Annotated in this window: 11 protein-coding genes; all 11 read left to right on the forward strand. The window is 63.1% G+C overall.

Going from position 1 to position 12,891, the window contains the following annotated elements:
• Window positions 1-7 precede the first annotated feature (7 nt).
• The 11 genes from cofC (at window position 8) to AAFG07_RS11860 (ending at window position 12,837) form a co-directional block, all read left to right on the forward strand.
• Window positions 8-700 (forward strand): 2-phospho-L-lactate guanylyltransferase, encoded by a 693-nt coding sequence (gene cofC, locus AAFG07_RS11810; protein WP_342727413.1) that lies wholly within the window; start codon window positions 8-10, stop codon window positions 698-700.
• Window positions 700-3,105, forward strand: a complete 2,406-nt coding sequence (gene cofH, locus AAFG07_RS11815; RefSeq protein WP_342727414.1) for a 5-amino-6-(D-ribitylamino)uracil--L-tyrosine 4-hydroxyphenyl transferase CofH — start codon at window positions 700-702, stop codon at window positions 3,103-3,105. Before cofC ends, cofH begins: the two co-directional genes overlap by 1 nt.
• Window positions 3,106-3,148: 43 nt before the next feature.
• Window positions 3,149-4,639 (forward strand): pyridoxal-phosphate dependent enzyme, encoded by a 1,491-nt coding sequence (locus AAFG07_RS11820; RefSeq protein ID WP_342727415.1) that lies wholly within the window; start codon window positions 3,149-3,151, stop codon window positions 4,637-4,639.
• Between the two features lie 277 nt (window positions 4,640-4,916).
• Entirely contained in the window at window positions 4,917-6,080 is a 1,164-nt protein-coding gene (locus tag AAFG07_RS11825; protein ID WP_342727416.1) for an ABC transporter substrate-binding protein, read from the forward strand.
• Between the two features lie 111 nt (window positions 6,081-6,191).
• A complete protein-coding gene (locus tag AAFG07_RS11830) occupies window positions 6,192-7,064 on the forward strand; it encodes a branched-chain amino acid ABC transporter permease (protein ID WP_092116278.1) in 873 nt (290 codons plus the stop codon).
• Window positions 7,061-8,095: a branched-chain amino acid ABC transporter permease gene (locus tag AAFG07_RS11835; protein ID WP_342727417.1), complete on the forward strand. Its 1,035-nt coding sequence runs from the start codon at window positions 7,061-7,063 to the stop codon at window positions 8,093-8,095. Before AAFG07_RS11830 ends, AAFG07_RS11835 begins: the two co-directional genes overlap by 4 nt.
• Complete coding sequence (locus AAFG07_RS11840) at window positions 8,092-8,898, forward strand: ABC transporter ATP-binding protein (protein WP_342727418.1); 807 nt, start codon at window positions 8,092-8,094, stop codon at window positions 8,896-8,898. Before AAFG07_RS11835 ends, AAFG07_RS11840 begins: the two co-directional genes overlap by 4 nt.
• On the forward strand, window positions 8,885-9,589 hold the full coding sequence (locus AAFG07_RS11845; RefSeq protein WP_342727419.1) for an ABC transporter ATP-binding protein: 705 nt from the start codon (window positions 8,885-8,887) through the stop codon (window positions 9,587-9,589). Before AAFG07_RS11840 ends, AAFG07_RS11845 begins: the two co-directional genes overlap by 14 nt.
• A gap of 353 nt (window positions 9,590-9,942) precedes the next feature.
• A complete protein-coding gene (locus AAFG07_RS11850; RefSeq protein WP_342729129.1) occupies window positions 9,943-11,067 on the forward strand; it encodes a Re/Si-specific NAD(P)(+) transhydrogenase subunit alpha in 1,125 nt (374 codons plus the stop codon).
• 11 nt (window positions 11,068-11,078) lie between these two features.
• Window positions 11,079-11,396, forward strand: a complete 318-nt coding sequence (locus AAFG07_RS11855; protein WP_016841609.1) for a proton-translocating transhydrogenase family protein — start codon at window positions 11,079-11,081, stop codon at window positions 11,394-11,396.
• Window positions 11,397-11,439: 43 nt separating this feature from the next.
• Window positions 11,440-12,837: an NAD(P)(+) transhydrogenase (Re/Si-specific) subunit beta gene (locus AAFG07_RS11860; protein ID WP_342727420.1), complete on the forward strand. Its 1,398-nt coding sequence runs from the start codon at window positions 11,440-11,442 to the stop codon at window positions 12,835-12,837.
• Window positions 12,838-12,891 lie beyond the last annotated feature (54 nt).

Here is a 12,891-nt window from a genome sequence, read left to right on the forward strand (position 1 = left end):
CGGGGCGATGGACGATTCCGAAACCTGGGCCCTGGTGCCCGTCAAGCGGTTCAGTCAAGCAAAAGGCAGGCTGGGTGACATCCTGCTGGCGACCGAGCGCGCAAAATTGGCGCAAGCCATGCTGTGCGATGTTCTCGGAAACCTGCAGGGTACGCGCTCGCTGGCCGGCATCGCCGTGGTGAGCGCCGATCCGGAAGCGTTTGCGATCGCCAAGCGCTTTGGCGCGGCCATGATCTTCGACGAGGTCGAGACCGGCGTTAATGCCGCGGTACAGCGTGGCCTCGATGCGTTCCAACCGTACGGGCGGCGGGTTCTTGTCGTGCCCGCCGATATTCCGTTCGCTCGGCCGGAGGACTTCGAACACGTCATTCGGTTGCTGGACCACACGCCGATCGTGCTCGTACCCGCACTTTACGACGGTGGCACAAATGCCCTGGCGATGCGGTCGCCCGACATGCTTGAGCCTCGATTTGGCGAAGAGAGCTTCCGCGCGCATCGCGCCCTGGCGCGGCAGCGGCAACTGAGCTGCAGCGTGTTCAAGTCGCACGGCATCGGCAAGGACATCGACTGTCCGATCGATTTTGGTCCGTATCTGATCTCGTCGCAAAACCTCGGAACGACAGGTTCGTTTCTTGATGAGCTCAAAATTGCCGAGCGCTTCGGCAGCGACGACCATCCCGTTCCCGTGAGGCTGTTCTGATGACGTCCGTCTTGAATCTCCCGTTCGACCGTCGCCTGTCGCGAAGCGAAGCCTACGAGCTAATCGATCTTGCCGACATTGGCGAGCTCCTGACGGCCGCAGCCAGCCGAAGGGATGCCGCGCACGGCGATGTTATCACCTATTCGCCCAAGGTGTTCATCCCGCTTACCCAGCTTTGCCGCGATGTCTGTCACTACTGCACGTTCGCTCACGCGCCGCGTTCGAACGTGAAGCCGTATCTCTCGATCGAGGAAGCGGTCGCCATCGCCAAGGCCGGCAAGGAGGCCGGCTGTCATGAAGCGCTATTTACGCTCGGCGACAAGCCGGAGCTTCGCTACCGCGTCGCGCGTGAGGAGCTGACAAGGCTCGGCCACGAATCCACGCTGTCGTATCTCGCCGAAGTCGCCAGGGCTGTGTTCGAGCAAACCGGCCTGCTCCCTCACGTCAATCCCGGGATCATGAGCGAGCTCGATCTTGCCATGCTGCGCAAGGTATCGGTCTCGCAGGGGATCATGCTGGAGTCCGCGTCCGATCGGCTTTGCGCGAAGGGCGGCCCTCACTTCGGATCGCCGGACAAGGTGCCTGCCGTCAGGCTTCAGACGATCAAGACTGCCGGTGAGCAGGCCATTCCCTTTACATCCGGAATCCTGATCGGCATCGGGGAGACCAGGGCCGAACGGATCGACGCATTGCTCGCCCTGCGGGACCTGAACGATGCGCATGGCCATCTCCAGGAGATCATCGTCCAGAACTTCCGGCCAAAGGTCGGGACGCGCATGGCCGATGCGCCGGCGCCTTCCGTGGACGATCATCTCTGGACCATTGCTGTCGCCCGCCTGATCTTCGAGCCGGAGATGAACATTCAGGCGCCGCCGAACCTCAGCCCGGCAGCGCTGGGGCGCGTCGTTGCGGCGGGAATCAACGATTGGGGCGGCGTGTCGCCCGTCACGCCGGACCACGTCAATCCCGAAGCACCATGGCCGCATCTGCGACTGCTGGAGGCGGCAACGCGGTCAACCGGCAAGCGGCTCGAGAAGCGGTTGCCGATCTATCCGAGTTTCGCGCGCTATCCCTCGCGCTGGCTCGACAACAAGCTGCTGAAGTCGGTCCTCGACCGCATCGACGGGGATGGATTTCCGCGCACCGACGACTGGCATCCCGGCCACGTCGGCGGGCTCCCATCGCGCGAGGTCGGATGGTTGAAATCCGCGCCGCGCACCGCGCACGGCGGCGAGGTCACGTCGGTCGTTGCCAAGGCCCAGCGCGGCGATGAGCTTTCGGAGGGCGAGATCGTCAGGCTGTTCCGCGCTCACGAGCGCGACTTTACCAGCATTTGCCGGGCGGCCGACGAATTGCGGAGCAGCGTCAACGGCGACGTGGTGTCCTACGTCGTATGCCGCAATATCAACTACACCAACATCTGTTCCTTCAAATGCCAGTTCTGCGCCTTCTCGAAGGGCAAGATGAGCGAGAATCTGCGCGGGCGTCCCTACGACCTCGAAATGTCGGAAGTCGCGCAGCGGGTCACCGAGGCCTGGGACCGCGGCGCCTCCGAGGTGTGCATGCAGGGTGGCATCCACCCGTCCTATACGGGGCAGAAATATCTGGATGTTTGTCGGGCCGTGAAGGGCGCCGTCCCGGCCATGCATCTCCATGCGTTCTCGCCGCTCGAGATCCATCAAGGGGCGCACACGCTGGGCATTTCGGTTGCCGAATTCCTGCAGGAGCTGAAGGCGGCCGGCCTGGGCACCCTGCCTGGAACGGCCGCCGAGATCCTCGACGACGAGGTGCGCGAGAAGCTCTGCGCGGACAAGATCAGGACCCAGCAGTGGCTCGACGTCATGCGCACGGCGCATTCGATCGGGCTCCGATCGACGGCCACCATCATGTTCGGCCATATCGAGCGTTACGACCATTGGGCGCGGCATCTGCTCCGGCTACGGCGCTTGCAGGCGGAGACCGGCGGATTTACCGAGCTCGTGCCGTTGCCGTTCGTTCATATGGAAGCGCCGGTCTATCTCAAGGGCCGGGCGCGACCGGGGCCGACATTCCGCGAGGCGGTCTTGATGCACGCGGTGTCGCGCCTCGTCCTCAACCCGTACATCACCAATATCCAGGCATCCTGGGTCAAGATGGGACCGGAGGGGCTGCGGCACTGTCTTGCGGCCGGCGTCAACGACCTCGGCGGCACGCTGATGGATGAGAGCATCTCGCGGTCGGCCGGCGCCTCGCACGGCCAGGAAATGACGCCGCAGGCGCTCGAATCGATCATCATTTCGGCGGGCCGTGTGCCGCGTCAGCGCACGACGACGTATGGCGTCGCGGATGACGTTCGGAGGCAGCGTTCATTTGACGCGGTCCATGAGCGGCAGACCAGCACGGGCATGCGATCCGCGGGGTGCTAAAGGACCCGGGCGAGGCCGTGAGATTCAACAGGGATGATTGGAAATGGCGTTTGTAATCGAGCCGAATGTTGTCGACAGGAAAGGCTGGCGGCAAGCCGCGGCGCAAGCGCGCAAACTTAACCTGACGCTGCCGACCTTCTCGCAACTCGCGCACCCGCCGCTTCCGTCGGCCAAGGTGTGGGAGGACATTGCGGCGGTCGGGCCGGATGAGCCGAGCGCCGCGAACCTCTGGCGCATGCACTGGTACAATGCGGAAAACCGCAGGGGCAGGGACCTGGTACCCGGCCATATCGTGCTGCCAAAGGAGATCACCGGCGTCGATGCCAAGATCATCGTGCTGCTCGGCGATCGCTTTCCGATGATCGGCGCGCACAAGGTCCTGCCGGCCTATGCCGCCTTGATCGAGCAGCTCGTGACCGGGCGCTTCGACCCGTCCAAACAGAAGGCGGTCTGGCCTTCCACCGGCAATTACTGTCGCGGCGGCGTCGCCGTTTCGCGGATCCTCGGCTGTCGCGGCGTTGCCGTCTTGCCCGAAGGGATGAGCCGTGAGCGCTTCGAATGGCTCGAGAAGTGGGTGACGGATCCGGCCGACATCATCCGGACGCCCGGCACCGAAAGCAACGTCAAGGAGATCTACGACAAGTGCGCGGAGCTCAGGCAGGACGACAGCAACGTCATCCTCAACCAGTTCTCGTCGTTCTCGAACTATCTCATCCACTATGAATGCACGGGGCGCGCGGCGGAAGATGCCTTCAAGGCGTTCAACCAGGACGATAACCACGAACTGGCGGCCTTCGTCTCGGCAACAGGATCGTCGGGGACGATCGCCGCGGGTGATTTTCTCAAGAGGCGCTGGGGCTCGAAAGTTGTTGCCGTCGAGGCGCTCGAGTGTCCGACGATGCTCAACAATGGCTATGGCGAGCACAACATTCAGGGGATCGGCGACAAGCACATTCCGCTCATTCACAATGCCATGAACCTCGACTTCGTCGTCGGGGTCTCGGATCGAACCACCGACCAGCTCAATCTGCTGTTCGGCTCGAAGGCGGGCCGGGATTATCTCGGGACGCGCCGCGGTCTCGACCCCGCGCTGGTGCGCGCCTTTGACCATATCGGCATCTCCGGGCTCGCCAACATCATCGCCTCGATCAAACTGGCAAAGCAGATGAATTATGGGCCCGAGAAGGCCATCGTCACCGTAGCGACGGACAGTGCTGCCATGTACGGCAGCGAGCGCAGGCAATTCGAAGAGAAGCACTATGCGCGTGGCCTTGATCAGGTGAACGCCGCCGAAATCTTCGGCGCCTGCCTGCTCGGCGCCGCCTCCGACAATGTCGTCGAGCTGACGGAGCTGTCGCGCCGTGCCGTCTTCAACCTCGGCTACTACACCTGGGTCGAGCAGCAGGGGGTTTCAGTCGCCGATTTTGAGCGACGCCGCTCGCAGTCCTTCTGGAGCAAAATTCAGGACAGCCTGGGCGAATGGGATCAACTCACCATCGAGTTCAACAAGGAAGCGAATTTGGCGAACGCTTGATCGGCACGCGCGGCATCGTGTCCGTCGAAGGAGTTTCGAAATTGGTCTAGGCGAAAGCAATCGCGCAAATGATGAGCGGCTGCGTCAAATGAGGGCACTGCGAAAACAAAAATAGAGCAGGGCGCCTGCTTGACGGCGGATTAGAAGTATCTTTAAGATACTAAGAATAGGATGATAGGATCATCCCGGCGGTGACGAATGGCCAGCACCCATAAGCTGGCGCGCTGCACTGGTGTTTCGTTCCCTAGGCATGGCTCAAGCGAGCACAGGAGGAAAGATGAAGCGAGCACACGGATTGATTACGGGCGCGGCCCTCGCCGCGGCGATGTCGACCGCACTGGCGACGGGCGCCGCGGCGCAGACCATCAAGATCGGTGTAAATGAGCCGCTCACCGGTCCGTTCGCCGCTTCCGGAACCTATGTCGTGAACGGCGCAAAGATTGCCGCCGACGAGATCAACGCCAAGGGCGGCTTGCTCGGTCGCAAGATCGAGCTGGTCATCGAGGACAACAAGAGCAATCCGACGGAGGCCGCCGCCGTCGCCGAGAAGCTGATCACCGGCGACAAGGTGCCCGTGATCATGGGCGCCTGGGGCTCGAGCCTGACCCTCGCGGTGATGCCGAAGCTCATGGAATACAAGGTTCCGATGGTGGTGGAGACCTCGTCCTCGAGCAAGATCACGACGTCGGGCAATTCCTACATCTTCCGCATCTCGCCGCCGTCCTCGGTCGAGGCGACCGAGTTCAAGTCCATCATGCCGTCACTCGGCATCAAGAAGGCCGACTTCCTCGTCATCAACAACGACTGGGGTCGTGGCTCGGCCGAGGACTTCGGCAAGATCATGAAGGCCCAGAACATTCAGGTCGGCCTCGTGGAGATCATGGATCAGGCCGCCCAGGACATGAGCGCGCAGCTTGCCAAGATCAAGGCAACCGACTCGGACACGATCATGGTCACGACCGCGGTCGAGCAGCTCACCCTGGTGTTGAAGCAAGCCGCAGCGCTCGGCATCACCAAGCGGATCGTCACCACCGGCGGCTCGCAGAATCCGGATCAGCTGATCGAGCAGGCCGGCGCCGCAGCGAACGGCTCCATGCATCTGACGACCTTCGCGCCCTGGTATCCGGACAAGACCCCGGACCCGGCAGCGACGAAGTACTTCCTCGGCGAGTGGAAAAAGCGCGGCTATGCGGTCGCCGGCGCGACTGAAAGCTTCCGCGGCTACGACGGAATTCGCACCATCGCCAATGCGATCCAGCGGGCCGGCAAGGCAGAGCCGGCGGCGATCACCGATGCGCTTTGGACGACCGACTTTCCCGGCCTGAATGGTCAGATCAAGTTCCAGAAGCAAGGGCCGACCGGCAAGGAAAGCGGCCAGAGCATGCCCAACCTCTATCTGATCAAGATCGAGAACGAAAAGATCATCCTGTCGGGCTCCTGAGCTCGACGATCGCGGAAGGCGCCACCAATAATTGGTGGCGCCTTGGCATTGCCTCGCCCATAAACATGCTCTGAAGAGAGGATCAGCGGTCTTTCGGCCGAAAAAATCAGCATGACCGAGCTTCTGCAACACATCGTCAACACGCTCATCCTGGGCAGCACCTACGCGCTGCTGGGCATTGGGCTCACGCTCATCTTTGGCATCATGCGCGTGGTCAATTTCGCGCACGGTGAGCTCTACTCCTTCGGGGCCTATGCGCTGTATTTCGTCGGCGTGATGCTCGGCCTGAACTTCTTCCTTGCGTTGATCGTGGCGGTCGTCCTGGGCTGCTTCGCTGGTGCGCTGATCGAGGTCGTCTTGCTGCGCCCGATGCGTGGTGCGGACATCGATACGACCATGCTGGTCATGATCGGCGCCATGATCGTGATGCAGAATGGCGAGCAGTTCGTCTGGGGTGGCGTCGCGAAGTCGGTTTCGACGCCGTTCCCGGAACTTCCGCTCGTCATTGGTTCGATTTCGGTGTCCTGGTTGCGCCTGTTCGTCTTCTGCGCTGCCCTTGCCCTGATCGGCGTGTCCTATCTCCTGATCAACCGCACAAAACTCGGCAAGGCGATGCGTGCCACCTTCCAGGATCGTGACGCTGCTTCGCTCATGGGCGTCAACATCCAGTTCATCTACATGGCGACGTTCGCGATCGGCTCGAGCCTCGCGGCAGCAGCGGGGGCATTGCTCGGACCGGTCTACGTCATCTCCCCGCAAATGGGCAATCTCGCTTCGCTGAAGGCTTTTGCCATCGTCATCCTGGGCGGTCTCGGCAGCATCGGCGGGGCCACCATCGGCGGCTTCCTGCTGGCGTTGGCCGAGGAGCTCGGTGCCGGATACGTTTCGTCGGGCTACCGCGATGCCATGGGTTTTCTCATCATCATCGTCGTTCTCCTCTTCAAGCCGACCGGCCTGTTTGCACGCGCGGAGCGGATCGGATGAAGCGCCTGATCCCCTATATCGCGCTCGCCGCATTCGCATCCGTCCCGCTTTGGCTGCACGATCCGTATTTGCTGAACGCCTTCATCACGACGGGTATCCTCATTGTCGCGGCGATGAGCCTCAATCTCCTGCTCGGGTACACCGGACAGCTGAGCCTTGGTCACGTCGCATTCTTTGGCATTGGAGCCTACACCAGCGCGCTGGTGTCGCTGGGCTTCGATGTCGAGTTGATCGGCGGCATCCGCGTGGTTCACGAACCCTGGCCGGTCTGGACCGGGTTTGTGATCGGCACCCTGGTTGCAGCGCTCTGCGGCTATGCCGTCGGTAAGCTGTCCTTCAAGGTGCGGGGCGCCTACTTCGTCATCGTGACCATCAGCTTTGCGGAAGTGGTCCGGCTGGTCGCGCTGAACTGGGTTGAGTTGACCCAAGGCCCGCTCGCCTTGACCTCGATCCCGCCGATGACGCTGGGGCTGCCCGGAGTTGGCTATCTCGATTTCTACAGCAAGCAATCCAACTACTATCTCGTGCTTGCCGTCCTTGTGGTGTCCTACATCGTCATCCAGCGTCTGGTTTACTCTCGAGTCGGGCGCGCAATGATTGCGCTCAAGGAGAACGAGTCGCTGGCAGTCTCGGTCGGCATCGACGTGACCCGCTATTTGGTGCTGGCCGCGATCTTTTCGGCCGGCATCGCGGGGGCCGCCGGCAGCCTCTACGCCCATTACCTCAAGATCATCGATCCCGACGTGTTTGCGTTTCTTTACACGGTCACGATGGTGATCATGGTGATCTCGGGCGGCAAGGGCACCCTTGCGGGCCCCATCGTTGGTGGCCTCATCTTCGGCTTCATTCCCGTCGCCGCCCGGTCTTTCGCTACTCCAGAGATTCAGTGGATCCTCTATGGCCTGCTGATGATCATCATCGTCTTCGTGTTGCCGAAGGGCATTGTCCCCGCCATCGAGAAGTGGTTCGCAGTGCCCAGCACCCGCGTTGATCCGGAGCCTCTCCAAGCCAAGATGCACGACACGCCATGAGCACCATGCCCTCCACCGCTCCGCAGCCGGTTCTGTCCGTTGAACATATCGCCGTGCATTTCGGCGGACTGATTGCGATCACCGACATGAGCTTCGTCGTCAACCAGGGTGAGATTGTCAGCCTGATTGGACCAAATGGCGCCGGCAAGACGACGGCCTTCAACGTCATCACCGGCTTTCTGCGGCCGACCAAGGGCGAGGTGCGCTATAAGAATACCTCGCTCAGCAACCTCAAGCCGCATGAAGTCACCTCGCTCGGCCTGGCGCGGACCTTCCAGCGCACCAGCGTGTTCCAGAGCGTGACTGTCTTCGAGAACGTGATGATCGGCTTGCACCGGCGAAGCCGGTCGACGCTGCTGGATACGCTGCTGGCGCTGCCGCGCGAAGGGCGGGCGGAGGCGGAGTTGAGGAATCTGGCGCACGAACTGCTCGAGATCGTCGGGATTGCGCGCCGTGCCGACGAACTCGCCGGGTCTCTGTCCTACGGCGATCAGCGTCTGCTCGGCGTTGCCCTTGCCCTTGCAACAGACCCGTCGATGCTTTTGCTGGATGAGCCGGTGTCGGGCATGAATGCGACGGAAACCGCCCGGTTCATGGAGCTGCTCAACAAGCTGCACGGTCGCGGCATGTCGATCCTGCTGGTGGAACACGACGTGCCCATGGTCATGGGCGTCTCCGATCGCATCGTCGTGCTCAACTACGGCCGCATCATCGCCGAAGGGCCGCCCGCGGCGATCCGCGGCAATCCCGAGGTCATTCGTGCCTATCTCGGTGAAGGAGCCAGCCGGCATGCTGCACATTAATGGTCTTGTTTGCCGATATGGCAAGGTCGAGGCGCTGAAGGGCGTCACCTTGTCGATCGGGCAGGGGCAGCTGGTCGCTCTGATCGGAGCGAACGGTGCGGGCAAAAGCACGACGTTGCGGGCGATCTCGGGAATCCTGCCTTCGGCGGCCGGACGGATTACGTTCGATGGGCACGACATTACGAAGTGCTCGGCGCGGGAGATCCTGGGCAAGGGAATCGCACATTGCCCCGAAGGGCGGCGGGTGTTCCCTGACATGACCGTCGACGAAAATCTCGACATGGGCGCGTATCTGCGGTCCGACCGTCGCGAGATTGCGGCCGATCGGGAGCGGATCTTCGGGATGTTTCCGCGACTGGCGGAGCGCCGGCATCAGGTGGCGGGGACACTATCCGGCGGTGAGCAGCAGATGCTGGCGATCGGCCGCGCGATCATGTCCAAGCCCAGGCTCATGATGTTTGACGAGCCATCGCTTGGCCTCGCGCCCAACATCGTCGAACAGGTGTTCTCGATCATCGATAGCATCAGGAAATCCGGGACGACGGTCTTGATGGTCGAGCAGAACGCCTACTCGGCGCTCGAGATGTGCGACTACGCCTACCTTCTGGAGACCGGTTCCATCGTTCTTTCCGGGAGCGGCAAGGATCTCATCGACGATGAACACGTGCGATCTGCCTACTTGGGCGGATGACGGCAGGTGAGCAGGAATGACGAGCCTCTCATGGGCGGTGCGGCGCGAGCGAGGGACGAGGTGGGCTCCGACGAATGCCTGGTGCTTCTCGCGTCGTTCATGAGGGTGCGGGATCGAAAGGCTCGCGCTGAGATCGTCAAGTTTGCGCAACGATGCGCCGACTTCGAGCCTGGCGGAATTGTCTCCTTTGGGCTCGAGACGCCGCGCGATTGATGCGTCGGCGTTGCCAAGCCGGAAAATCCTGCGACGCAGGCGGCCCCCCTGGGATCGAGGACGATCCTCTGGGAAATGCCGCGCTTGCGTCGCTGATTTGGTGAATGACCTCGTTGGTTCTCAAGAGTGGTGCTGTGAGCGTGAAGATCGCCGTTGCCAAGGAAATCGATGCGTCCGAGCCGCGGGTTGCGGTTTCGCCCGATACCATCAAGAAGTTCAAGGCGCTCGGCGCCGAGGTCGCGGTTGAGCCGGGCGCGGGCGTCAAGTCGGGGCTGCCCGATTCGGAGCTTGTCGCGGCGGGCGCCACCGTCAGCGCCGATGCGCTTAGGGATGCCGACATCATCATCAAGGTGAAGCGGCCCGAGGCCTCCGAGCTGTCGAAGTACAAGCGCGGCGCGCTGGTCATCGCGATCATGGACCCCTACGGCAACGAGCCCGCGCTGAAGACGATGGCCGATGCCGGCGTGTCGGCGTTTGCGATGGAGCTGATGCCGCGCATCACCCGCGCCCAGGTGATGGACGTGTTGTCCTCGCAGGCCAATCTGGCCGGCTACCGGGCGGTGATCGAGGGCGCCGAAGCCTTTGGCCGCGCCTTCCCGATGATGATGACCGCCGCCGGCACCATTCCGGCCGCCAAAGTGTTCGTGATGGGCGTCGGCGTCGCCGGCCTGCAGGCGATCGCGACCGCGCGCCGTCTCGGGGCCGTGGTCACCGCGACCGACGTACGCCCCGCCACCAAGGAGCAGGTGGAGAGCTTGGGCGCCAAATTCCTCGCGGTCGAGGACGAGGAGTTCAAGAACGCGCAGACCGCCGGCGGCTACGCCAAGGAGATGTCGAAAGAGTATCAGGCCAAGCAGGCCGCGCTGACCGCCGAGCACATCAAGAAGCAGGACATCGTGATCACGACTGCGCTGATCCCGGGCCGTCCGGCGCCGAAGCTCGTCAGCGGCGAGATGGTGAAGTCGATGAAGCCCGGTTCCGTGCTGGTCGATCTCGCGGTCGAGCGCGGCGGCAATGTCGAGGGCGCGAGGCCCGGCGAGGTGGTCGAGACCGACGGCATCAAGATCGTCGGCTACACCAACGTCGCCGGCCGCGTCGCCGCCTCGGCCTCGAGCCTCTATGCGCGCAACCTGTTCTCGTTCATCGAGACGATGGTCGACAAGGCCAGCAAGGCGCTCGCGGTCAATTGGGATGACGAGCTGGTGAAGGCCACCGCGCTGACCAAAGACGGCGCCGTCATCCATCCCAACTTCCAGCCGAAGTAAGGAGAGAAGCCATGGAGCATCTCGCGCAGGCCGTCGATCCGTTCGTGTTCCGGCTGTCGATCTTCGTTCTTGCCGTGTTCGTCGGCTATTTCGTGGTGTGGTCGGTGACCCCCGCGCTGCATACCCCGTTGATGAGCGTGACCAACGCGATCTCGTCGGTGATCGTGGTCGGCGCGCTGCTCGCGGTCGGCGTCGGCATGGTGTCGAGCGGTTCGGGCTGGGCCCGCGGCTTCGGCTTCGTGGCGCTGATCTTCGCCTGCGTGAACATCTTCGGCGGCTTCCTGGTCACCCAGCGCATGCTGGCGATGTACAAGAAGAAAGCCAAGTGAGCGGCGTGCACCTCGGGGTGACGAAGACAAAGGGGGACCTGAGATGAACGCCAATCTGGCTGCTGTTCTGTATCTCGTGGCGGGGGTGCTGTTCATCCTGTCGCTGCGCGGCCTGTCGAGCCCGGCATCGTCGCGCCAGGGCAACATGTTCGGCATGATCGGCATGGCAATCGCGGTCGCCACCACGCTGGCGAGCCATCCGCCGGCCGACGGCCTCGCCTGGCTCCTGGTCATCGTCGCGATCGCGATCGGCGGCAGCATCGGTGCTGTGATCGCGCGCCGGGTGCCGATGACCTCGATGCCCGAGTTGGTCGCCGCGTTCCACTCGCTGGTCGGCATGGCCGCGGTGCTGGTCGCCGCCGGCGCGTTCTATGCGCCTGAAGCGTTCGACATCGGCACACCCGGCAACATCCATCCGCAGAGCCTGGTCGAGATGTCGCTCGGCGTTGCGATCGGCGCCTTGACCTTCACCGGCTCGGTGATCGCGTTCCTGAAGCTGTCGGCCCGGATGAGCGGCGCGCCGATCATCCTGCCGTTCCGCCACGTCATCAACATCGCGCTGGCGCTGGCGCTGGTGTTCTTCATCGTCGGCCTCGTGATGAGTGGCAGCGCGCTCGACTTCTGGCTGATCACGATCATCGCGCTGGCGCTCGGCGTCCTGATGATCATCCCGATCGGCGGCGCCGACATGCCGGTCGTGATCTCGATGCTGAACTCGTATTCCGGCTGGGCCGCGGCCGGCATCGGCTTCACGCTCGGCAACTCGGCGCTGATCATCACCGGGGCACTGGTCGGCTCGTCGGGCGCGATCCTGTCCTACATCATGTGCCACGCGATGAACCGCTCGTTCATCTCGGTGATCCTCGGCGGCTTCGGCGGCGAGACCGCGGCGGCCGGCGGCGGCTCGGGCGAGCAGAAGCCCGCCAAGCTCGGCTCGGCGGACGATGCCGCCTTCATCATGAAGAACGCCTCCAAGGTCATCATCGTGCCCGGCTACGGCATGGCGGTGGCGCAAGCCCAGCACGCGCTGCGCGAGATGGGCGACATCCTGAAGAAGGAAGGCGTCGAGGTGAAGTACGCCATTCACCCGGTGGCGGGCCGCATGCCCGGCCACATGAACGTGCTGCTCGCCGAAGCCAACGTGCCCTATGACGAGGTGTTCGAGCTCGAGGACATCAACTCGGAGTTCGCCCAGGCCGACATCGCGTTTGTGATCGGCGCCAACGACGTCACCAATCCGGCCGCGGAAGAGGACAAGACCTCGCCGATCTACGGCATGCCGGTGCTGCAGGTCTGGAAGGCCGGCACGGTGATGTTCATCAAGCGCTCGCTGGCCTCGGGCTATGCGGGCATCGACAACCCGCTGTTCTACCGCGACAACACCATGATGCTGCTCGGCGACGCCAAGAAGGTCACCGAGAACATCGTCAAGGCGATGTAGGGCACGCGGCGAATGGCGCTCGCCTGTGCCAGGGCCTTGCGATTGGCTAAGCCG

The organism is Bradyrhizobium sp. B097, from assembly GCF_038957035.1.
Taxonomy (GTDB): domain Bacteria; phylum Pseudomonadota; class Alphaproteobacteria; order Rhizobiales; family Xanthobacteraceae; genus Bradyrhizobium.

Bases quoted from the DNA above. Each gene is read 5' to 3' on its own strand.
- cofC (WP_342727413.1), top strand. From the start codon at position 8: ATGGACGATTCCGAAACCTGGGCCCTGGTGCCCGTCAAGCGGTTCAGT.
- cofH (WP_342727414.1), top strand. From the start codon at position 700: ATGACGTCCGTCTTGAATCTCCCGTTCGACCGTCGCCTGTCGCGAAGC.
- AAFG07_RS11820 (WP_342727415.1), top strand. From the start codon at position 3,149: ATGGCGTTTGTAATCGAGCCGAATGTTGTCGACAGGAAAGGCTGGCGG.
- AAFG07_RS11825 (WP_342727416.1), top strand. From the start codon at position 4,917: ATGAAGCGAGCACACGGATTGATTACGGGCGCGGCCCTCGCCGCGGCG.
- AAFG07_RS11830 (WP_092116278.1), top strand. From the start codon at position 6,192: ATGACCGAGCTTCTGCAACACATCGTCAACACGCTCATCCTGGGCAGC.
- AAFG07_RS11835 (WP_342727417.1), top strand. From the start codon at position 7,061: ATGAAGCGCCTGATCCCCTATATCGCGCTCGCCGCATTCGCATCCGTC.
- AAFG07_RS11840 (WP_342727418.1), top strand. From the start codon at position 8,092: ATGAGCACCATGCCCTCCACCGCTCCGCAGCCGGTTCTGTCCGTTGAA.
- AAFG07_RS11845 (WP_342727419.1), top strand. From the start codon at position 8,885: ATGCTGCACATTAATGGTCTTGTTTGCCGATATGGCAAGGTCGAGGCG.
- AAFG07_RS11855 (WP_016841609.1), top strand. From the start codon at position 11,079: ATGGAGCATCTCGCGCAGGCCGTCGATCCGTTCGTGTTCCGGCTGTCG.
- AAFG07_RS11860 (WP_342727420.1), top strand. From the start codon at position 11,440: ATGAACGCCAATCTGGCTGCTGTTCTGTATCTCGTGGCGGGGGTGCTG.